Below are 21,319 nucleotides of genomic sequence, written 5' to 3'. Positions count from 1 at the left end.
ATGCGCCTGATCGACACCCACACCCACCTGGACTTCCCCGACTTCGACGCCGACCGCTCGCGCCTGCTGGCCAATGCGGCGGCGCGCGGGGTGGAACGCATGGTGGTGCTGGGGGTGTATCAGGCGAATTTCCAGCGGGTGTGGGACCTGGCCTGCGCCGACACGCGTGTGGCTGCTGCCCTGGGCTTGCATCCGGTTTACCTGGGCCAGCATCGCCCAGAGCACCTTGCCCAGCTGCGCGACTGGCTGGAGCGCCTGCGCGGCGACCCGCGCCTGTGCGCCGTGGGTGAGTTCGGGCTGGACTACTACCTGGAAGCATTGGACAAAGATCGCCAACAGGCGCTGTTCGAAGCACAACTGCAGATGGCCTGCGAGTTCGAGCTGCCGGCCTTGCTGCATGTGCGCCGTAGCCATGCCCAGGTGATCGCCACGCTCAAGCGCTACAAGCCGGCCCGGGCTGGGGTCATCCATGCTTTTGCAGGCAGCTATGAAGAGGCGCGCGAGTACATCAAGCTTGGTTTCCGCCTGGGGCTTGGTGGGGCGGCTACCTGGCCGCAGGCAGTGCGCTTGCGCAAGACCCTTGCCCGGCTGCCGCTGGAAAGCGTAGTGCTGGAGACCGACGCGCCAGACATGGCCCCGGTGATGTACCCCGGGCAGCGTAATAGCCCGGAGCACCTGCCGGAGATTGCCGCAGCACTGGCTGAGGTGATCGGCATAGAGGTGGACGTGTTGGCTGACGCCAGCAGCAAGAATGCCTGTGAGTTATTTGGCTGGTAGCTGACTGCCCCGGCGCTAGCGCTGTAGGAGCAGCCTTGCGCTGCGAAGAGGCCATTACCGCCACAGCCTCTCTACAGCCTTACCGGCCTCTTCGCAGCTCAAGGCTGCTCCTACAGAGGTAGCTTCATTAAACCCTGAACGCCCCGATCAACCGTTTCAACTCCACCACCTGAGCAGACAATGCCCGGCTAGCCTCCTCGGTCTGGCAGGCTCCTTGGGTGGTGTCCTGCGCGGCGCTGTTGATCGCCACGATGTTCTGGTCGATGTCATGCGCCACGGCGGTCTGCTGCTCCACGGCAGCGGCAATCTGCTGGTTCTGCTCGACGATACTGCCCACCGCACCCAAAATATTGCCCAACGCCTGCTGCACCCGTCGCGTTTCATCGACGGTGCCAGCGGCCATCTGGTGGCTGCTGCCCATGGCACTGACCGCCGCTGCGACCCCCTCCTGCAAGCGCTGGATCATCTGCGCGATCTCTGCAGTCGAGTCCTGGGTGCGCCTGGCCAAGGTGCGCACCTCATCGGCGACCACCGCGAAGCCTCGGCCTTGCTCCCCGGCGCGCGCTGCCTCGATCGCGGCGTTAAGTGCCAGCAGGTTGGTCTGCTCGGCAATGCTGCGGATCACTTCAAGCACCCGCCCGATTGCCTGGCTGTCACTGGCTAGCTGATTGATGGCCACCACGCTCTGGTCGATCTCGGCAGCCAGCCGGTCGATGCTGCCTTGCTGGCGTTGCACCAGGCCACGGCCAGTGGCGCTTTCCTGGTTGACCTGTTGCGCGCCATCGGCCGCAAGCGCCGCGCTGCGTGCGACCTCCTGGGCAGTGGCGCTCATCTGGTTCATGGCCGTGGCCACTTGCTCGATTTGCTCACGCTGGCCGCTGACTGCCTGGTTGCTCCGCACTGACACCGCCAACACTTGGCTGGCCTGTTCTTCGACGGCCACCACGGTGCGGCCAACTTGGTCGATCAGGCCACGGATACGCTGCACGGTGTCGCTGAAACCTTGCCCCAGCTCGCCCAACTCGTCGCGGCTGCGGGCCTGGAAGCTAACCGTCATGTCGCCGTCGGCGACCTTGCCCATCGCCTTGCCGAGCTGGCGCAGGGTCGCCCGGGTCGAGACGTAGAACCCGCTGTACAGGTACACAATCAGCGCGAACACACCGGCCAGCACCACCACCAAGCCGATCATGCGCCACTGTTGCTCGCCCAGCCGGTTCTGCAGTTGGCCCTGCAGGTGCATGAGAATGGCCTCGTTGAGGCGGTAGGTGTGCCCCATCAGCTCATGGGTTTGCTGATAGAACGCAGGCCAGGGCGCGTCCAAGGTCTCGGCCACCACCACCTGTGTTTCGAATAACGCGGCGGCCTGCCTGACCGTCGCCTGGCTGGCCTGGGCGCTGCTGGCCAGGGCCGCTTTGGCCGCGGGGTCACTGCCCAGGGCGTCCTCCAAACGCAGTGCGTAGTCGGTGGCCAGGCGCTCGAGGCGCTGCAGCAAATCTTCGAAGCGCGCGCTGCCGGACGAATCCATGAAGCCACGCCCAAGGGCAATGGCCCCCATCGCCTGCCCGTCCGCCAGGGCCTGGGTGACCTGCGCCGTCGCCACACCAAGCAGGTCGTTCAGTTGCCGCACCGAGGTTTGGCTGTCCTGGCTCAGGCCAGATTGGCTGGCCACCAGGCGGGTCAGCACCTGGGCCTGGGCGAGCAAGGCGTCGAACAACGCCGTTTTGTTCTGCAGCGAGGACTCTTCGCGGGCGCGGGCAAAGGCATCGGCCAAGTCCTCGCGCTTGGCTTCCAGCTGCGGGTCGTCGCTATGCAGTGCCTGGAGATGCTCCTGCACGTTGCCCTGCAACGCAGCAATACGCGATTCAACATCACCGGCCTGGCCCGACTGGCCGATCACGGCATTGATCTGCAGGAGGCTGCCCAAGGCTTCGAAGCCTGCGCGCAGGGCCAGGCTTTCGCGCAGGGGGGCAATGCCCTGCAGCTCGGCGCGGGTGGCCTGAAACTGCTGGTACGCATCGCGTACCAGGTAGCCGCTGATGACCAGCATGGGCAGGAAAAACAGGACGCTGACAAGGCTGAACTTCTGACCGAAGCTCAGCCGGTTCATCAGTGCGATGGCCGGATAAAGCAGACGCTTCACGGGGCACCTCCTTGGATTCTTATTGTTCTACGGGGTAGCACAGTGCCACGTGTATACCGCAGATCGAATCGGAGGTTTGTAACTTATGGTTAAGCCCCGGTAGGAGCAGCCTTGTGCTGCGAAGAGGCCAGTTGCATCCCGAAGATTCAGGGGTGGTGCTACTGGCCTCTTCGCAGCACAAGGCTGCTCCTACAGGGCGCGTGTTACGGCGGTGAGGTCAGACCAGCACCGTCCACAACGCAAACCCGGCGTACCACAGCACCGCGCAGCGCAGCAGCAATTCCCAAAGGCTGTCCAGCCGGCTTAGGCCACGCTGGCTGTCTTCTTCGTCGGGGATATCGTCGGCAATGCGCCCAACCCTGGCCACCAGGTGGCCGGCGCTGATGTGCCAGTTGAGGAGCTCGTGCAGCATCACGCGGGTCACCGCGACGAAGTTGCCGACCAGCGCGAAGCTCAAGGCCATCACCCGCACCGGCAGCCAGTCCATGATGTGCCGCAGTTGCTCGGCACGCGCCTTGAGCGCGGGCTGCTTGCTGTGCTCGCCGCACAGCGCCAGCAGGCGATAGGCCAAGGCAGCACCTGGGCCGAGCACGAAATACCAGAAGATCACGGCGAAGAAGCTCTGGTAGGCCTGCCACAGCAGGTAACCCTGCACCCGCACCAGCAGGCTGTGAGGCTCGTCGGCCACCAGGCCCAGGTCGCGCTCGGCCACGTGCAGGGCGGCCTGATCGTCACCCCGCCGCCAGGCATCGCGAAACGGCCCCAGCGCCGCTTTCGCATCGCCGCGGCCCAGGCTGTAGATCAACACCAGCAGGTGCACCGGCAATGCCAGCAGGCCATAGGCGACGGGCTCCAGCACATGCAGCAGCAAGGCCAGCACCGCTACCGGCGCCAGCACCAGAATGGCCAACGTCCACCACGGCTGCACCTTGCCGCTGCGCTCCAGGCGCACCAGTTCACCGAGGAAAAAACCATCGCGCTGTATTCGATGGCGCAGTGCCGAGAATTTCTCGACCCACAGCGCCAGCAGCAAAACCAGAAAACTCATGAGTTGTCCTCGTTATCCTTCACGGTTTGGCGATAGCGGCCCCAGTCGAAGGCCGGGCCTGGGTCGGTTTTGCGCACCGGTGCTATGTCGCTGTGGCCCTGGATGCGTTCAAGGCTGATGACCGGCCAGGCGTCGCGGATTTGTCGGGTCAGCTGCGCCAGCGTGGCGTACTGGGCATCGGTGTATGGCAGGTCGTCAGTGCCTTCGAGTTCGATGCCGATGGAGAAGTCGTTGCAGCCCTCGCGCCCGTCGAAGCACGAGACACCGGCATGCCAGGCGCGGTCGAGCAACGACACGAACTGGGTCACGGCGCCATCGCGCTCGACGAACAGGTGCGCCGAAACCGTCAGGTGGCAGATGCTCTGGAAATAGGGATGTTCATGGGCGTCCAGGCGGTTCTGGAAGAATGCCTGAACCTTGCCGGTGCCGAAACACGCCGGCGGCAAGCTGATGTTGTGAATCACCAGCAGGGAAATCGACTCGCCCTCGGGGCGCGCGTTGAAGTTGGGCGACGGGCAGTGGGTGATTCCGTGGAACCAGCCGGTGGCACGGTCCAATTGCATGGGGCAGATCCTGAAAAAACGCCGGGTACAGAGCAGCAGTATGCCCTGCGTCCGCGGCCGTTTGCATGTGAATCATTGTAATGATGACTCAATGGACCTGCTGTTGCCGCAGCCCTTCGAGCACCGACTCCAGCGCCCGCTCGAACAGCGCGCCGTCATCGAGCACCCGCACCTCTCCCCGGTGCAGCGCCTGGGCGAGGCTGCCGGTGTTCCACTCACGCACTTTCATGCCCGTGCGATTGGCGAACACCAGCCGATCGTTGCTGTCGATGCGTGCCACCAGCTTGCAGCGCAATGGGTCGTCTTCATCGAATACCTCGACCCAGCTGCCGATACGCAGGCGCTGCACCTGGCGCAATGCCGAGGCATTGCCGTCGACAATGTGCAGGGGGGCGCAGGCGGGCTCTTCGGCAAGCGCTAGCACGATGTCCTCGTCCACCAGCACCTCGTCCAGCACGGGCGGGTCATCGGCCCTGTGCCCTTCGGACGCCGAGCAAGCGCGCAGGTGCAATTGCTCAAGCTGCTGGAAAAAGTCACGGGTGGCGGTGGAGTCCAGCGCCACGCCAGCCAGGCCTTCGCGCAAGGCCTTGAGCAGGCCGGGCACCTGTTGCAGCAGTTGCTGACAGGCCTGCGGGTCGTGGTGCGGGGCGATACTGGCGAGCAGCGTGTCCAGGGTGGCCAGGCCGTTGCGCCATGCCTCGGACCCTTCGCCCTGCTTGAGCCACGCCAGCAGCAGCACCTGGCTCCAGGCCTGCACCAGCATCTGCACCACCACGTGCGGCAGCACCCGCCCGCGCAGACGCTGGTTGAGCACCTGCTGCACCTGCTGCCGGGCCTGCAGGGTTCGCGCGCGGCCCTCTTCGGCGTCGCGGGTACGCTGTTCGAGTAATTCGTGGCGGCGCCGCTCGTCCTGGCTGAAGGCGAGAAACTCGTCGAGCAGCTCGGCGAACAGGCAGGCGTCATCGGTGAAGTCGTTGAGCAGACGCTGAACGATACGCTCCACCCGTACATGCAAACTGTCGCGCAGCCCTTCGGCGCTGCTCTGCCAACCGATCGCAGCACCCGCGATCTCGTTGAGCAAGCGCCGGGCCGGGTGGTTGGCGCGGCTGAACAACCCCTTGTCGAGCAGCGCGACCTTGAGCAGCGGGATGTGCAAACGCGCGATCAATGCCCGCAGGCTGGCGGGCAAGTTGTCGTCGTTGTGGATGAAATCGAACAGCAGGCCGATCAGGTTGATCATGTCTTCATCGGCCGTGGCGATGCGCCGACGCGTGCCACTGCGCACACTGACGCGCAACAACAGTTGTTCCAGCTGTTGGCCAAGCGCGAAGTCATCCGCCGCCTGCGTGGCGGGCACATAGTGCTGCAGGTGCGAAAGCAGGCGCAGCAGGTCGGCGGTGCTGATCGGCTGGGCAGCAGCCACCCGCTGCAAACGCGGCGCGATTTGCCCGCGCACGGGGGCCAGAAGCGTTTGCAGAGAAGCAAAATACGCTTGCCCGGCACTGTCCGCGCCCAGCGCCCCTTGCGCCTCCAGGCTGGACGGCCGGCGCCCGGCGCTCAGGCACCGATCCTCGGCGCGCCGACGCGGCGCAGGCTGCAGTTCGGGCAGCACACCGGCCGCGGCCAGCAGCTGGTTAGCCTCTGCGTAGAGCACCTCCACATCACGCAACACGTAGCGTTCAAACAGCTTCAAGAGGATCAGCTTGACCCGCAGCCCGACCCCCAGGTTGCGGCCCGCTTCGAGGAAATAGCCGCACAGCGCAGCGGGGCCCACGGGGTTTTGCTGCTCGCCCACCGGGCGATCGAGCAATGCCTGCAAGCGCAAGCCCAGTTGCTGCAGGGCAAGGCCGTCTCGCGAGAGCACCCGCGCGACCATGCCGTCGATGGCGGATGCACGCTCGCGCTGCGCCTTGTTGCCTGAACCCTGCGCTTCACCCAGGCCGCCCAGAGGGTCTGCCCGGCCGAGGCTGGCGAAGGTGTGATGGAAGGTGTCGAGAAAACCGCGCTCGATGCTTTTGCGCTTCAGGCGCACGTCGCGCATCGCTTCGAAATACAGGTTCTGGTCGCAGCGCTCAGCGGCCTTGTCGGCCATCTCGAAGAGGGTGACGTCGGTGTTGTCGAACAAGGCCTGCAGGCCTTGGCGCAATTGCAGCGCGGCTTTGTCGCGCACTTGCAGGAGCAATACCGGAAGGCAAGGCAGAGGCGTGCGCGCCCCTCGGTCGATGGCTGCCGCCAGGGGCACCACCTTGCCTTCTTTATGCATCCCTAACTCCTTGCAGGCTTGCTTGCCCCACGGGCAACGAATCGTCAAAGCTATGACGCCAAATACTGGTCACTATTATCGGCAAAAAAACGGACAGCTGCCAGCGCCGTTTCGCTTGCTGGGAAATGACCCTGTATTCGGCCAGATGCTCAGACGGGCCGACCAAAGGTCACCGGCCATGGCCCTGTACACACCGCTCCCCTGCCCTATAATCGCGGGCATCTAGCTTGTGGAGCCGACCATGCCGAACCTACGCCTCGCCGACCTGACCGCTGAAATCGAAGCCAACGTGCGCCGTGCACTGTTGGAGGACATCGGCAGTGGCGATATCACCGCGCAGTTGATCCCGGCCGAACGCCTGGCCAAGGCGACCATCATTACCCGCGAGGACTGCGTGATCGCTGGCACCGCCTGGGTCGACGCCGTGTTCCGCCAGCTCGACCCGCGGGTGGCGGTGCACTGGCAAGTGGCCGATGGCGACCGCGCGCTGGCCAACCAGCCGCTGTTCCACCTGGAAGGCCCGGCACGCTCGCTGCTCAGCGGTGAGCGCAGCGCGCTGAACTTCCTGCAGATGCTGTCGGGCGTCGCCACGCGCGCACGCTTTCTGGCCGACTTGGTCGCAGGTACCCAAGTGCGCCTGCTAGACACCCGCAAGACCCTTCCCGGCCTGCGCCTGGCGCAGAAATACGCGGTCACCTGTGGCGGTTGCGACAACCACCGCATCGGCCTTTACGATGCCTTCCTGATCAAGGAAAACCACATCGCCGCCAGCGGTGGCGTGGCCGAGGCAGTGGCGGCAGCGCACCGCATCGCCCCTGGCAAGCCGGTGGAAATCGAGGTGGAAAGCCTGGATGAACTGCGCCAGGCCCTGAATGCGGGTGCGGATATCGTCATGCTCGACGAGCTGACCCTGGACGAAATGCGCGAAGCGGTGCGCATCACTGCGGGCAAGGCCAAACTCGAGGCCAGCGGCGGCGTTAACGAGAGCACCTTGCGGGTAATTGCCAAGACCGGCGTCGACTACATCTCCATTGGTGCGATGACCAAGGATGTGAAGGCCGTAGACCTGTCGATGCGATTGAGCCTCTGAGAGGACGCGGTGCTTGTACCGCCCTCTTCGCGGGTAAACCCGCTCCCACAGGATCACCGCAGGCTTGAGTAATGTGCGCCCCCTGTGGGAGCGGGTTTACCCGCGAAGAGGCCCGCACAGGCGCAGCAAATCTCAGGCATAAAAAAACCGGCCAGATGGCCGGTTTTTTTTCGGGCGTGGATCAGAACGCGGCGTTGGCCAGGCCGTCCAGGTAGCGCTCGACGTCCAGTGCGGCCATGCAGCCTGCGCCGGCCGAGGTAATCGCCTGACGGTAAACGTGGTCGGCCACGTCGCCCGCAGCGAACACACCTTCGACGTTGGTGGCAGTGGCGTTGCCTTCGCGGCCGCCGTTGACCACCAGGTAGCCGTCCTTGAGGGTCAGCTGGCCTTCGAACAGCGAGGTGTTCGGGGTGTGGCCAATGGCGATGAACACGCCGTCGACCTTGATTTCATCGCTGCTGCCATCGTTGTTCTTCAGGCGCGCACCGGTCACACCCATGTTGTCACCCAGCACTTCGTCCAGGGTGGCATTGAGCTTGAGCTCGATCTTGCCTTCGGCCACACGGGCGTTCAGCTTGTCGACCAGGATCTTCTCGGCGCGGAAGGTTTCGCGGCGGTGAACCAGGGTCACTTTGCTGGCGATGTTGGCCAGGTACAGGGCCTCTTCAACGGCAGTGTTGCCGCCGCCGACGACTGCTACCGGCTTGTTGCGGTAGAAGAAGCCGTCACAGGTAGCGCAGGCCGAAACGCCCTTGCCCATGAAGGTTTCTTCCGACGGCAGGCCCAGGTAACGAGCGCTGGCGCCGGTGGCAACGATCAGTGCGTCGCAGGTATAGGTGCCACTGTCACCCTGCAGGGTGAACGGCTTGTTGGCCAGGTCGACAGCGTTGATGTGGTCGAAGACGATCTCGGTCTCGAAGCGCTCGGCGTGCTCTTGCATGCGCTGCATCAGGGCTGGGCCGGTCAGGCCATGGGGGTCGCCCGGCCAGTTGTCGACTTCGGTGGTGGTGGTCAGCTGGCCACCGGCCTGCATGCCAGTGATCAGCAGCGGCTTGAGGTTGGCACGGGCGGCATAGACTGCGGCGCTGTAACCGGCAGGGCCGGAACCGAGGATGATGACGCGCGAATGACGTACTTCAGACATGTCGAACTCCTGTCGAGCCGGCCGCACGGGGCCAGCATCGGTGTGCCGGCGGTGCCAGCTGGAATTTAAAAAGGACCCACGCAACCTTGGGGAAGGCTACTACGCGTCGATCCAAAACCTAAAAGTTGAGCGCACTGTAGCGAGGTCGCAAAGATTAAGGAAATATCCTTCGACAATCCACCTCATAGGCATTGTCTATCCAGCAATTTCATTCACGAAAAACGCCCTGGCGCTTTTGTTACAGCCGATTTCGCCAACATCGCCCGCCTTTCGTCGGCGCGACAAACTCGGTAAGGTCAGCGCGTTTTCCTTCTGTTCGGAGTGTCTCGATGCAAGCCCCTGTCCTCTCTGGCCCCCAGTACCTGCGCGAAGGCCTGAAACTGGTGCTGAGCCCGAACCTGCGGTTGTTCGTGCTGTTGCCCCTGGCGGTCAACCTGCTGCTGTTTGGTGGCCTGATCTACTTTGCCGGCCATCAGTTCAGTGTCTGGGTCGACGCCCTGATGCCAACCCTGCCCAGCTGGTTGAGCTTCCTCACCTACATTCTGTGGCCACTGTTCGTCGCCTTGGTGGTGCTGATGGTGTTCTTCACCTTCACCCTGGTGGCCAACGTCATTGCGGCGCCGTTCAACGGTTTTCTGGCCGAGAAGGTCGAAGTGGTGGTGCGCGGCCAAGACAACTTCCCTGCCTTCAGCTGGGCCGAGCTGGTGGCCATGGTGCCGCGCACCTTTGGCCGCGAGATGCGCAAGCTGGGTTACTTCCTGCCACGGGCCATCGGCCTGTTCATCCTGTCGCTGATCCCGGTGGTCAACGTGGTCGCCGCGCCGCTGTGGCTGATCTTTGGTGTGTGGATGATGGCTATCCAGTACATCGACTACCCGGCGGACAACAACAAGATGAGCTGGCAGGACATGCTCGCCTGGTTGCGCCAGAAGCGCTGGCAGTCGCTGGGCTTTGGCGGCATCACCTACCTGGCCCTGATGGTGCCGGTGGTGAACGTACTGATGATGCCGGCCGCAGTGGCGGGGGCTACGTTGTTCTGGGTGCGTGAACGCGACTAAATCCAAACGCAGCCCTGTGTAGGAGCAGCCTTGCGCTGCGAAGAGGCCAGTACTGACAATACCTATCTGTGGCTAGTACTGGCCTCTTCGCAGCACAAGGCTGCTCCTACCGTCATTGACCGAGCCGGCTGGAAAACTGCCCCACTACATCCACCACCCGCTTCGCCCCCTCCTGGATTTCGACGATCACGTTGCCGGTTTCATCGGCCAACGACAGCCCCTGCTCGGCCTGGCGCTTGCTGGTGTCGATGATCGCCACCGCAGCCTGGGCCAATTGCTCGTTCTGCTGCACCACCCGGGCAATCTCTTCGGTGGCCGTGCTGGTACGCGAGGCCAGCTGGCGCACTTCATCGGCGACCACGGCAAAACCACGCCCCTGCTCGCCCGCCCGGGCCGCCTCGATGGCAGCGTTGAGCGCCAGCAGGTTGGTCTGCCCGGCAATGTCACTGATGGTCTTGATGATCGAGCCGATCACCCGCGACTGGGTGTCCAACGCCTGAATGCCCTCGGCGGCGTCTTGCATCGACGACTCCAGGCCACGCATGACATTTACCGTCTGCGTGACTACGTCGGTGGCCTTGCGCGCGCTGGCGTCAGTGCTCAGCGAGGTATTGAAGGCGATGTCCGCCGCCTCGGCAACCGCCTGCTCCTGGTTGACCTGGTCGGTGATCACGGTGGCGAACTTGACCACTTTGTACAGCACATCATGGGCGTCGAAGATCGGGTTGTAGGACGCTTCCAGCCAGATTACCCGGCCATGGGCATCGATACGCTTGAAGCGCTCAGCCACGTATTCGCCACGGCGCAGCTTGTCCCAGAACGCCTGATAGCCCGACGAATTGGCCTCTTCGGGTTCGCAGAAAATACGGTGATGCTTGCCGCGTATCTGTTCAAGGCGATAACCGACCGACGTCAGAAACCGTTCGTTGGCCGTCAGGATGGTGCCATCAAGGCCGAACTCGATGACTGCGGTCGAGCGCATCAGGGCCTTGATCAGGCTTTCGTGCTCACGGGAGGTCTCAATCGTGCGGGTGAGGTCGCTCGAGTGCAGGGTGAAATACTTGATGCGCCCTTCGCTGTTCTTGACCGGCTGCAGAATCGAGCGCAACCAGGCTTCCTGGCCATTGCCGCGCAGCAGGCGGAACGCCCCGTTGAGGTGCTCGCCCCGGCTGATCGCGCTTTTCATGCGTTGGTAGAAGTCGAGCGACTTCACGTGGGGCGGGACAATGTCCTCGAGTTTGCGTCCAAGCAATTGGTCGGCACGGTAGAGCATCTCGCTCTCGAAGTTGCCGTTGACCATCTCGATCCGTCCTTGGGGGTCGAGTTGGAGCACCAGCATCTCGCTGTCGAGGCTGCACTTGACCTGTTCGACCGACAGCAGGTCTTCGCGCAACTGCTGGATTTCTTGCTTGAGCTTGTTGTTGAACATTACCGCTCTCCTGGAGCGCAGCACGTAATCGAATGCATCTTCATCGGCTGCCAGTGCCAGGTTCTTGAGCGCCGCCCACGCAAATATTCACACAATTGAAACAGCCGGCAATCAGGCGTCATTTGCACGTCACAAGGCCGTCACATCGGCGCAATGATGCGAGCGGAAACTTTTTGTCATGAATACACCCGCCCTACGCATCACCCTCGTCAGCGAAACCTTCCCACCCGAGATCAACGGTGTCGCCAACACCCTTGGCCGCCTCAGCGAAGGGTTGCGCCAACGCGGGCATGACATCGAGATCGTCCGCCCCCGCCAAGCCGGCGAGGAGCCTGTGCACAACGATCCGCAGCTGATGCTATGCCGCGGTTGGGCGTTGCCCGGCTACCCCGGCCTGCAATGGGGTGAAGTGTCGATGCACCGGCTGTTGCGGCGTTGGCGCAGGCAGCGACCGGACGTGCTGTACATCGCCACCGAGGGGCCTTTGGGGTTGAGCGCATTGCGTGCGGCACGGCGTCTGGGAGTACCGGTGGTCAGCGGGTTCCATACCAACTTCCCGCAGTATTCCGGCCAGTATGGCTTGGGCTTGCTGGCACGCCTGCTCACCCATTACCTACGCTGGTTCCATCGCCGCACGGCAGTCACCCTGGTGCCCAGCGTCAGCCAGCGCCTGGAGCTAGAACGTCGTGGTTTCGAGCGCCTGGACCTGTTGGCCCGCGGCGTCGACGCCTGCCTGTTCAACCCGGCCCGGCGCAGCCAGGCGCTGCGCGAAAGCTGGGGGATCGGGCCGGACGATATCGCCGTGCTGCATGTCGGCCGGCTGGCGGCGGAAAAAAACCTAGGGGTACTGCGACCGTGCCTGGATGCCCTGCAGAAGACTTATCCACACAAGCGCTTGCGCCTGATCGTGGTCGGTGACGGCCCACAGCGCGCCACCTTGCAGCAGCAGGTGCCTGATGCCGTGTTCTGTGGTGCCCAGCGGGGCGAGGTGCTGGCCGAGCACTATGCCAGCGGTGACTTGTTCCTGTTCCCGAGCCTGACCGAAACCTTTGGCAACGTGGTGCTCGAAGGCATGGCCTCAGGCTTGGCGGTGGTCGCCTATGATGAGGCAGCGGCTGCCCAGCACATTCGGCATGGCCATAGCGGTGCGTTGGCGATGCCCGGCGACCAGGCGGCCTTCATCGATGCCGCTTGCTGGCTACTGGAAGAGGAAGAAACCCTGCGCCGGGTGCGCCTGAACGCACGGCAGCACGCCAGCCGACAGGGCTGGCCGGCGATTGTCGAGCAGTTCGAAACCTACCTGTGCAGTGCTTGCAAACAACGCACAGGCGACACGCAAAAAGCTTCAGGTGCTGCACTGGCGATCAAGCCAGGTTCGACAGCGCATCGCGGCTGACCTTCAGCCGCCGCGCGCGCCCATGCTTCAGCCCAGCGCCTTCTCGATGGCCTGAACCACGGCTGGATCATCCGGCGCAGTGCGGGGCGAGAAACGCGCCAGCACGCGCCCATCCTTGCCCACCAGAAACTTTTCGAAGTTCCAGGTGATGTCGCCTGGGAACTCAGCACCTTCCCCCGCCAGCAGGCGATACAGCGAATGGCGGTGCGCCCCGTTGACCTCAAGCTTGGCACCCAGCGGGAAGCTGACACCATAGTTGAGGCTGCAGAACTCCTGGATCTCTTTCTCGCTGCCGGGCTCCTGGCCGGCAAACTGGTTGCACGGCAGCCCCAGAACGCTGAAGCCTTTGCCCTTGAACTGCTGATGCAGCGTCTCCAGCGAAGCGTATTGCGGCGTCAGGCCACACTTGGAGGCAACATTGACCACCAGCACCACTTGGCCCTTGAACGGTGCGAGGGGCAGTTCCCCGCCGTTCAGCGCCTCCAATTTCAGGTCGTGAAAAGCACTCATGATGTAATCCCCTCTCAGGTTCCCGATGGCCGCAGGGCGAAATCCGCCCAATAAAAAAGCGCTCGTCCAAGCCGTCCACCTCCCGTTGGGAAGGCAAATCGGCTTGCCCGAGCGCCTGGCGACTCTCTGAGCTTAGCGCAGAAAATCAGTGGTGATGGCCACCTTCACCGTGGATGTGACGGTGCGCGATTTCTTCTTCGCTGGCGTCACGTACGTCGACAACCTTGACCTGGAAGGTCAGGCGCTGGCCGGCCAGCGGGTGGTTGCCGTCAACGGTGACGTCGTCGCCGTCGATGTCGCGAATGGTGACGATCTGCATCTGGCCATCCGGCGCCGACGCGTGGAACTGCATGCCGACTTCCAGCTCGTCGACGCCTTCGAACAGGCTGCGGTTCAGGGTGCTGACCAGCTCGGCCAGGTATTCACCGTAGGCCTCTTCTGGCTCGATGGAAACGTTCAGCTCGTCACCGGCCTGCTTGCCTTCCAGGGCCTTTTCCAGGCCCGGGATGATGTTGCCGGCACCGTGCAGGTAAACCAGCGGCGCGCCACCGGCGGAGCTGTCGATGGTCTCCCCGGCGTCGTTGGTCAGGGTATAGTCGATGGAGACAGCCTTGTTGGCGGCGATCAGCATGGGGCAAGACCTTTTGCAAAAGTATGTAGAGCGGACAAGTGTAACCAAGCCATCGCCCGATTGCGAACGCGCCTCGGCCGAGGAACAGCCCATCAGTCGGATCACTGGCTTCCATCAGGACGAAGAAGGCCACTGGGTGGTCGAGTTGTCGTGCGGCCACACCCAGCACCTTCGTCACCAACCGCCCTGGCAAGCGCGCCCTTGGGTGCTCGATGCCGAGCAGCGCCAACAGCGCATCGGCGAGGCTTTCGCGTGTGGCTGGTGTGCACAGGCAGCCGATAGCGCTACCCTTGGCCGTTGATTCCTTGCACCGCTTTAATTCGAGAAGCACGCATGCAAACTTTTTTCATAGCGCCGACCGACTTTGGTGTCGGCCTGACGTCGATCAGCCTCGGCCTGGTGCGCACCCTTGAGCGCGCAGGCCTGAAGGTCGGCTTTTTCAAGCCGATCGCCCAGCCCCACCCAGGTGACACCGGCCCGGAACGCTCCACCGAACTGGTCGCACGCACCCACGGTATCAAACCGCCCATGCCGCTGAGCCTGGCCCACGTCGAGCGCATGCTCGGCGATGGCCAGCTGGACGAGCTGCTGGAGGAAATCATCCGCCTCTACCAGCAAGCCTGCATCGGCAATGACGTGGTCGTGGTCGAAGGCATGGTGCCTACCCGCCACGCCAGTTACGCGGCGCGGGTCAACCTGCACCTGGCCAAGAGCCTGGATGCCGAGGTGATACTGGTTTCGGCGCCCGAAAACGAGGTACTCAGCGAGCTGTCCGGCCGCGTCGAGCTGCAGGCCCAGCTGTTCGGCGGCCCCCGCGACCCGAAAGTGCTGGGGGTGATCCTCAACAAGGTGCGCACCGACGAAAGCATGGCGGACTTCGCCACCCGCCTGCGCGAACACTCGCCACTTCTGCGCGGCAACGACTTCCGCCTGCTCGGCTGCATCCCTTACCAGCCCGAGCTGAATGCCCCACGCACCCGCGACGTGGCCGACCTGCTGGGGGCCCAAGTGCTCAACGCGGGCGATTACGAGCAGCGGCGCATGAGCAAGATCATCATTTGTGCGCGCACGGTGGCCAACACCGTGCCGCTGCTCACGCCTGGCACCTTGGTGGTGACCCCGGGTGACCGCGACGACATCATCCTTGCCGTAAGCCTGGCGGCGATCAATGGCGTTCCCCTGGCCGGCCTGCTGCTGACCAGCGACAGCAAGCCCGACGCACGCATCCTCGGCTTGTGCCGCGGCGCCTTGCAGGCCGGCCTGCCGATTCTGTCGGTGAGTACGGGTTCGTACGACACGGCCAACCAGCTCAATTCGCTGAACCGCGAGATCCCGGTGGATGACCGCGAACGTGCCGAATTCATCACCGACTTTGTCGCCAGCCACCTCGACGCTGCCTGGTTGCACCAGCGCTGCGGCACACCACGCGAGTTGCGCCTGTCGCCTGCGGTGTTCCGCTACCAACTGATCCAGCGCGCGCAACAGGCCAACAAACGCATCGTCCTGCCAGAAGGCGCCGAACCGCTGCTGGTACAGGCGGCGGCGATCTGCCAGGCCCGTGGCATTGCGCGTTGCGTGCTGCTGGCCAAGCCGGAAGAAGTCGAAGCGGTCGCCCGTGCGCAGGGCATTACCTTGCCTGCGGACCTGGAGATACTCGACCCTGAGTTGATTCGCGGGCGCTATGTCGAACCGATGGTCAACCTGCGCAAGAGCAAGAACCTCAACGCCCCCATGGCCGAGCAGCAGCTGGAAGACCCGGTGGTGATCGGCACCATGATGTTGGCCCTGGATGAAGTCGACGGCCTGGTGTCGGGCCTGGTGCACTCCACCGCCAACACCATCCGCCCTGCCCTGCAGCTGATCAAGACCGCGCCAGGTGCCAGCCTGGTGTCCTCGGTATTCTTCATGCTGTTCCCCGAGCAGGTGCTGGTGTACGGCGACTGCGTGATGAACCCGCACCCAAGTGCCGCTGAACTGGCAGAAATTGCCCAGCAGAGCGCCGAATCGGCACACACCTTCGGCATCGCGCCGCGGGTGGCGATGATCAGTTATTCAAGCGATTCGGCGAGCGATGAAGAAGTCGACAAGGTGCGTGAAGCGACCCGCTTGGCGCAGGGCGCTGCGCACGATCTGCTGATCGATGGGCCCTTGCAGTATGACGCGGCGGCCAACCCGGCCATTGCCCGCGAGCTGGCACCGAACAGCCCGGTTGCCGGGCGTGCCACGGTGTTCGTGTTCCCTGATCTGAATACCGGCAACACCACGCACAAAGCGGTGCAGCGCAGCGCCGATGGGGTCAGCCTGGGGCCAATGCTGCAGGGTTTGCGTAAGCCGGTGAACGATTTGCCGCGGGGGGCTCAGGTGGATGACATCGTGCATACCATCGCCCTGACGGCGATCCAGGCCAGCGTCGTACGCTGAATCCAGGGGCTGCTGTGCAGCCCAATCGCCGGCAAGCCGGCTCCCACCCGAACTGTGTAGCCTCAAAGGCTAGCGCCGCACCTGTGGGAGCTGGCTTGCCAGCGATGAGGCCGGCACAAGCACCACAAGACAGTTGCTCCCACAGGACTTGAGACCCACACGGTCATGTGGGAGTCGGCTTGCCGGCGATTGGGCCGCACAGCGGCCCCTGTGTTGTGGCCTTACTGCTGAACTTGGCCCTGGTCATACTGCTGGCCAGGAATCGGCTTCAGGTTGACCTCGACACGACGGTTCTGCGCACGGCCGTTAGCATCGGCATTGCTGGCGATCGGCTGGTCCGGGCCCATGCCACGCGCCGAAATACGCGAAGCATCGACACCCTGCGAAGTCAGGTAGGTGCTGACCGCTTGCGCACGGCGCTGGGACAGGTCCATGTTGTGCTGGCGGCTGCCGGTGCTGTCGGTGAAGCCAACCACTTCGATGGTGTTCTGGTTGAACTGCTTGAACGAGCCGGCCAGGTTGTTCAGCGGCGAGTAGAAGCTAGGCGCGATGTTGGCCGAGTCGGTGGCGAAGGTGATGTTGCCGGGCATGATCAGCTTGATCTGGTCACCCTGGCGCTGCACTTCGACGCCGGTATTGGCCATTTGCGCGCGCAGTTCGGCTTCCTGCTTGTCGGCGTAGTAGCCGTAACCTGCGGCGGCGGCACCCACTGCGGCAGCGCCGATCAGTGCGCCTTTACCGCGGTTGTTGTGGTCGATGGCGGCGCCGGCGATGGCACCGGCCAGCGCGCCCAGGCCGCCGTACTTGGCGGTCTTGCTCATCCCCGTGGAGCCCTGCGCCTGACCCTGGTTGTCGTACGGGTTCTGGCTGGCGCAGCCCGTCATCAGGGCAGCGGCGGTTGCGACGATAATCAGACGACGCATGGTGAACATGGACAAGCTCCTACTGAAATTCATAAATGCGGCAGACCGCGAATGGATCTATGCCAGCCTTGGATTGCCCAGACGGCAAAAAATTCCATGAACACCATTTCATGCAGGTTCATGCCCGCACGAACGGGTTCTCGCGCATCTCGTCACCCAGGCGGGTGTCTGGCCCGTGGCCGGTGACCACGATGGCCTCTTCATCCAGCCGGTACAGCCGCTCCTTGATCGAACGAACGATAGCCCGCTGATCGCCACCCCACAAATCGGTGCGGCCAATACCGCGACGGAACAGGGTGTCGCCGGCAATCAGCAGCTTGGCATCGGCAAACCAGAAACTCATCGAACCCGGCGTGTGCCCTGGGGTGTGCAAGGCCACGCCACAACCACAGGCCAGCGCCTCGTCATCACTCAACCAGCGGTCTGGCGGCGGCACCGGGGTGTAGGGCACGCCGAACATCTGGCATTGCATCTCCAGGTTGTCCCACAGCGACTGGTCGTCCTTGTGCAGGTGCAGCGTCGCGCCGGTCAGCTCCTTGAGCTTGCCCGAGGCGAGGAAGTGATCGAAGTGCGCGTGGGTGTGGATGATGCTCACCAGGGTCAAGCCATGGGCCTGCAGGCGCGCGAGGATCTTGTCCGGGTCACCGCCTGGGTCGACGACGATGGCCTTTTTGGTCAATGGGTCGCCGATCAAGGTGCAGTTGCACTGTAGGGGACCTACGGGGAAGGTTTCGCGGATGAGCGCTGACGGTGTCATTTCCATGGGTGAACACAAGAACCAGTTAATCGAAGAGGGTTTGTACCCGAGCCAGCGCATCGAGGACGACGACTTCGGGAACGGTTTCAACATGCTTGGCACTTCTGGCTTCAAGATCCACAGTGCGGATCTGGTTGCAGAGCATGACACCTTGCGTCTGCGTGCCTGCACCGCTGAGGGTAACGGCAAACCCTGCATGCCTTGCGAAATCGCCACCTTGGGAGATAGGAACAATGACCGCAAGGCCCGCAGCGTTGAAGGCTGCCGGCGTGAGCACCAATGCAGGTCGCCCGGCGCCCTGCTGCTCTCGGCCGACGGTGGGGTCGAGGTTGACGCGAACGATGTCGCCTCTAGCGAACTTGGCGCGCTTCACACTTCCCGCCCCACTGGGCGCATTGCGTTCCAGTCGGCCATGTCCGCTGGCTCCGGTGCGGTCAGATCGCACTGCGCCATCAATTCTTCAAGGGTGTATTTGGGTTTGGTTCTGAGCGGCTTGAGCACCATCGTTTCGCCGGCCGTGTCCAGGCTCAGCGTCGAGCCGACACCCAGCTGCATCTGCTTGAGCACCGCTGCGGGCAGACGAATCGCCGCGCTGTTGCCCCACTGCTGAATCTTGATCTGCATAAGTATCTCCCAAGGTAGATACATAGTAGAAACCCTCCAAGTGATTGCAAGTGAAATGTAGAAACGTCGTATCTACACTGTCACTCGCCTGGCTTTAAAAAAAGCCCTGTAATCACAAGAAGGAAATGCCTCACATCGTCTTGGGAATCGACGCTGAGGCAGCATTATCAGGTAATACCTGATCAGGTGAACTGGCCGCGCAAAAGCTTACGGCAAGAACAACCTGAACAACCCGCCCCCCAGCGACCCGCCATTGGAAATTTCAATCCGCCCCCTCACCCCATCGCTCTCATGCAGCGCCGCGATCCGCGCAGCGAAATACAGGCCCAGGCCCGTACTGCCACTGTGTGAATCGATGCCCTGGATGAACTCTTCCTGGCGCTCGAGCATGCGCTGTGGATAACCCGGGCCGTCATCGTTGACGCAGATGACCAGTTGATTCGCCTCTTCCTCGATGCTGATCAACAACGCATGCCCGGCAAACCGGGTGGCGTTGGTGATCACGTTGGCGATCACCGATGCCACCAGCTCTCGGTCGAAGAAGCCCAGCGGGTTGTCGGTGTCGATGCGCCAGGTGGCGAGGATGTCGTTGTGCTTGAGCACTTCTTGATGGGCGGCCAGTTGGGCTTCGATAAAGTCATCCAGCTCATGGTAGTCCGGGCACACGGGCAGCTGGTTCACGCCCAGTTTGTACAGCCCCAGCAGTTGCACCAGCATACCGTTGAGGTGCCGGAACTCATGTTCCATCACCCCTTGCTCGGTACCGCCGCGCAACTCTTCAGGCAAGCGCGCCAGCCACTGGTCATGGGACTGGATCAGCGCGGACAGGGAGTTCTTGAGGTCGTGCACGGTGGAGGCGATCACCGTGGAAAAATCCAGCCCCTGATTGTCTTGATTCATGCGCCGAACACTCGGATGTGCAGTTTGCCATAGCGGTCATAGCGGTTGTCGCTGGCAGGGATGCCGGCCACGCTGGTCAAGGCGTCGCGGCATTCCTGCATGATCGCAGGCTGTGGGTCATCCCCCCCGATGCGCAGCAGCGCCTGGGCGGTGTTGAGGGCGATGCTGATGTTCTTGGGTTGCAAGGCCAAGGCCTTGCGGAACAACTGCAGCGCTTCGTCGAGCTGACCTCCCTGGTAACTACGCACTCCCTGGCGGTTGAGGGTGACGGCCTCGGTGATCGCATTGAGCACCGCCGGATCATCCGTCAGCTTGGCCACCCTCTGCATCACTTTGGGGTCGTCACCGTAACTTTCAACGCAGCTTTTGAGCACCCCGAGCGCGGCCGCTTCCTGCCCTGACGCCTGCAGCTGAGCCGCCACCGTCAACGCGGCATCGACCGAGAAAAACTGCTCCATCTTGTCCAGACGCTGCATGGCCTGCTCGGTGAGCTTGGCGGCCGTCTCGGCATCGCCGGCCTGCTGCAGGCTGGCGGCCTTCATCATGCGGGCGCGTACCTGCAGGCCCTGATCTTCAGGGTATTCCTTGGCCACTTCACTGAGCACGGTGTTGATCTCGACGCGGGTACGGGCGTCCAGGCCAAAACCTGCGTTTTTGTTCATCAGCGCCTGAACCAGGCCAAGGTTGTTCTCGGCATCCTTGTAGCGCGAGCTCTGCCCCTGGTTCACGGCATGGCGGAACGCCTTGGAGGCACTTTCGAAATCTTCGTTGCCCAGCGCCAGCTTGCCCAGCGTGGACTGCCGGCGTACCGACAGCGGCGACAGGCGCACCGCTTCTTCCAGCATGTTCTGCGCGCGCTTGGTTTCGCCCTGCGCCACCAGCACTTCAGCCATGCCGTCGTACAGGCCCGGCATGATCGGGAAGGCCTTCAGGGCCTGTTCATACACACCCTGGGCCTGGGCATTCTGGCCACGCTTGTGCATCAAGCTGCCCAGCGCCGAATACACCCACGGCTGCGGGCGGCTGGCGAGAATGGCCTTGAGAAACTTTTCCAGCTCGTCGAAGCGATTGAGCCCGCGCAAGGCATCGGCGCGGTAGCGCAGGCACAGGGGGGCGAAACGCGGGTCCTTCTTGCACAGCTCGGCACACGCTGCCAGCACTTCGGCCGGGCGGCCGCGGTCCAGCGCCTGGAGGATCGGCTTGAGCAAGGTCTTGCGCTGGAACAGCTTCTCGACGCGCTGGGCCAGGCCCACCCGGTTGAACGGCTTGGTCAGGTAGGCATCGGGCTCATGCTCGATGGCACTGAGGACGATGGCCTGGCTGCTCTCGGCGGTCACCATGATGAACACGCATTCATGGCTGATGTGCTTGTCGAGGATCAGGTCCTCGAGCACCTGCTGGCCGTTCTTCTTGCCGTCGCCCAGGTGGAAATCCTGCAGGATGAAGTCATAACGCTTCTGCGCACACATGCGCAGCGCCTGCTCGCCGCTGTCGGCCGTGTCCACGTCGCGCACACCCAGTTCGCGCAACATGGAACGGGTCGACGTACGAAAGTCGGTAAAGTCGTCGACGATCAGAAAGCTCTTTTGCCCGTACTGCAGCATCAACACGACCTGTATTGGGATGATTGAAAAATCGCGCAAGG

Annotated in this window: 19 protein-coding genes and 3 pseudogenes; 6 read left to right on the top strand and 16 right to left on the bottom strand. The window is 63.2% G+C overall.

The annotated features are described in order from the left end of the window. Complete coding sequence (locus tag AC5PZ0_RS18170) at positions 1-777, top strand: TatD family hydrolase (RefSeq protein ID WP_274888134.1); 777 nt, start codon at positions 1-3, stop codon at positions 775-777. 127 nt (positions 778-904) lie between these two features. On the opposite strand, the gene AC5PZ0_RS18165 is transcribed toward AC5PZ0_RS18170, so the two are convergent. From AC5PZ0_RS18165 to AC5PZ0_RS18145, 5 genes and pseudogenes are all read right to left on the bottom strand, one after another. Further along, positions 905-1,609: a methyl-accepting chemotaxis protein gene (locus tag AC5PZ0_RS18165; RefSeq protein ID WP_493855451.1), complete on the bottom strand. Its 705-nt coding sequence runs from the start codon at positions 1,607-1,609 to the stop codon at positions 905-907. Between the two features lie 153 nt (positions 1,610-1,762). Beyond that, positions 1,763-1,966 (bottom strand): annotated as a pseudogene (locus AC5PZ0_RS18160) (HAMP domain-containing protein); the annotation flags it as partial. Positions 1,967-3,134: 1,168 nt separating this feature from the next. Next, positions 3,135-3,965: a regulatory signaling modulator protein AmpE gene (ampE, locus tag AC5PZ0_RS18155; RefSeq protein WP_493855438.1), complete on the bottom strand. Its 831-nt coding sequence runs from the start codon at positions 3,963-3,965 to the stop codon at positions 3,135-3,137. Next, positions 3,962-4,528 (bottom strand): 1,6-anhydro-N-acetylmuramyl-L-alanine amidase AmpD, encoded by a 567-nt coding sequence (ampD, locus tag AC5PZ0_RS18150; protein WP_186681763.1) that lies wholly within the window; start codon positions 4,526-4,528, stop codon positions 3,962-3,964. Before ampD ends, ampE begins: the two co-directional genes overlap by 4 nt. Before the next feature lie 88 nt (positions 4,529-4,616). Then, positions 4,617-6,791, bottom strand: coding sequence for a DUF1631 domain-containing protein (locus AC5PZ0_RS18145; protein ID WP_493855437.1), 2,175 nt, complete (start codon positions 6,789-6,791; stop codon positions 4,617-4,619). A 241-nt stretch (positions 6,792-7,032) separates the two neighbouring features. Here AC5PZ0_RS18145 and nadC point away from each other — a divergent pair, with 241 nt between their 5' ends. Further along, complete coding sequence (nadC, locus tag AC5PZ0_RS18140) at positions 7,033-7,881, top strand: carboxylating nicotinate-nucleotide diphosphorylase (protein ID WP_493855436.1); 849 nt, start codon at positions 7,033-7,035, stop codon at positions 7,879-7,881. 181 nt (positions 7,882-8,062) lie between these two features. Here the strand turns inward: nadC and trxB are convergent, their stop codons facing one another. Further along, the gene (gene trxB / locus AC5PZ0_RS18135; RefSeq protein WP_099428332.1) at positions 8,063-9,025 is read right to left on the bottom strand and encodes a thioredoxin-disulfide reductase; all 963 of its coding nucleotides are present in this window, start codon (positions 9,023-9,025) and stop codon (positions 8,063-8,065) included. Between the two features lie 329 nt (positions 9,026-9,354). Between trxB and cysZ the strand changes: the two genes are divergently transcribed. Further along, positions 9,355-10,083 (top strand): sulfate transporter CysZ, encoded by a 729-nt coding sequence (cysZ, locus tag AC5PZ0_RS18130; protein WP_027594431.1) that lies wholly within the window; start codon positions 9,355-9,357, stop codon positions 10,081-10,083. Between the two features lie 112 nt (positions 10,084-10,195). Here cysZ and AC5PZ0_RS18125 read toward each other — a convergent pair. Both AC5PZ0_RS18125 and AC5PZ0_RS18120 read right to left on the bottom strand, forming a co-directional pair. After that, positions 10,196-10,621 (bottom strand): annotated as a pseudogene (locus tag AC5PZ0_RS18125) (methyl-accepting chemotaxis protein); the annotation flags it as partial. 114 nt (positions 10,622-10,735) lie between these two features. Continuing rightward, positions 10,736-11,422, bottom strand: a pseudogene (locus tag AC5PZ0_RS18120) (PAS domain-containing protein); the annotation flags it as partial. A 268-nt stretch (positions 11,423-11,690) separates the two neighbouring features. Here AC5PZ0_RS18120 and AC5PZ0_RS18115 point away from each other — a divergent pair. Then, positions 11,691-12,908 (top strand): glycosyltransferase family 4 protein, encoded by a 1,218-nt coding sequence (locus AC5PZ0_RS18115; RefSeq protein WP_186681756.1) that lies wholly within the window; start codon positions 11,691-11,693, stop codon positions 12,906-12,908. Positions 12,909-12,935: 27 nt separating this feature from the next. Here AC5PZ0_RS18115 and AC5PZ0_RS18110 read toward each other — a convergent pair whose 3' ends face one another. Both AC5PZ0_RS18110 and AC5PZ0_RS18105 read right to left on the bottom strand, forming a co-directional pair. Beyond that, positions 12,936-13,418 (bottom strand): glutathione peroxidase, encoded by a 483-nt coding sequence (locus tag AC5PZ0_RS18110; protein ID WP_027594434.1) that lies wholly within the window; start codon positions 13,416-13,418, stop codon positions 12,936-12,938. 145 nt (positions 13,419-13,563) lie between these two features. Continuing rightward, positions 13,564-14,049 (bottom strand): FKBP-type peptidyl-prolyl cis-trans isomerase, encoded by a 486-nt coding sequence (locus tag AC5PZ0_RS18105; RefSeq protein ID WP_027594435.1) that lies wholly within the window; start codon positions 14,047-14,049, stop codon positions 13,564-13,566. Here AC5PZ0_RS18105 and AC5PZ0_RS18100 point away from each other — a divergent pair. Together AC5PZ0_RS18100 and pta are read left to right on the top strand one after the other, a co-directional pair. Next, positions 14,048-14,350, top strand: a complete 303-nt coding sequence (locus AC5PZ0_RS18100; RefSeq protein WP_027594436.1) for a DUF3565 domain-containing protein — start codon at positions 14,048-14,050, stop codon at positions 14,348-14,350. The genes AC5PZ0_RS18105 and AC5PZ0_RS18100 overlap by 2 nt on opposite strands. Before the next feature lie 32 nt (positions 14,351-14,382). Beyond that, positions 14,383-16,470, top strand: coding sequence for a phosphate acetyltransferase (gene pta / locus AC5PZ0_RS18095; RefSeq protein ID WP_027594437.1), 2,088 nt, complete (start codon positions 14,383-14,385; stop codon positions 16,468-16,470). 221 nt (positions 16,471-16,691) lie between these two features. On the opposite strand, the gene AC5PZ0_RS18090 is transcribed toward pta, so the two are convergent. The 6 genes from AC5PZ0_RS18090 to AC5PZ0_RS18065 form a co-directional block, all read right to left on the bottom strand. Continuing rightward, positions 16,692-17,402 (bottom strand): YiaD family glycine zipper/OmpA-like lipoprotein, encoded by a 711-nt coding sequence (locus tag AC5PZ0_RS18090; RefSeq protein ID WP_027594438.1) that lies wholly within the window; start codon positions 17,400-17,402, stop codon positions 16,692-16,694. 109 nt (positions 17,403-17,511) lie between these two features. Beyond that, a complete protein-coding gene (locus tag AC5PZ0_RS18085; RefSeq protein WP_099452920.1) occupies positions 17,512-18,156 on the bottom strand; it encodes an MBL fold metallo-hydrolase in 645 nt (214 codons plus the stop codon). A gap of 19 nt (positions 18,157-18,175) precedes the next feature. Continuing rightward, positions 18,176-18,523 carry a type II toxin-antitoxin system ChpB family toxin gene (locus AC5PZ0_RS18080; protein WP_099452919.1) on the bottom strand — a complete coding sequence of 116 codons (348 nt, stop codon included), beginning with the start codon at positions 18,521-18,523 and terminating at the stop codon, positions 18,176-18,178. Further along, positions 18,520-18,798 (bottom strand): AbrB/MazE/SpoVT family DNA-binding domain-containing protein, encoded by a 279-nt coding sequence (locus AC5PZ0_RS18075; protein WP_339550180.1) that lies wholly within the window; start codon positions 18,796-18,798, stop codon positions 18,520-18,522. Before AC5PZ0_RS18075 ends, AC5PZ0_RS18080 begins: the two co-directional genes overlap by 4 nt. 183 nt (positions 18,799-18,981) lie before the next feature. Beyond that, positions 18,982-19,674, bottom strand: a complete 693-nt coding sequence (locus AC5PZ0_RS18070; protein ID WP_099428328.1) for a sensor histidine kinase — start codon at positions 19,672-19,674, stop codon at positions 18,982-18,984. Further along, complete coding sequence (locus AC5PZ0_RS18065; RefSeq protein WP_027594441.1) at positions 19,671-21,278, bottom strand: tetratricopeptide repeat-containing response regulator; 1,608 nt, start codon at positions 21,276-21,278, stop codon at positions 19,671-19,673. The genes AC5PZ0_RS18070 and AC5PZ0_RS18065 overlap by 4 nt, the downstream gene beginning before the upstream one ends. Positions 21,279-21,319 lie beyond the last annotated feature (41 nt).

This window comes from Pseudomonas sp. 5.2, from assembly GCF_059025405.1.
This window is presented reverse-complemented; position numbering and strand designations above follow the sequence as displayed.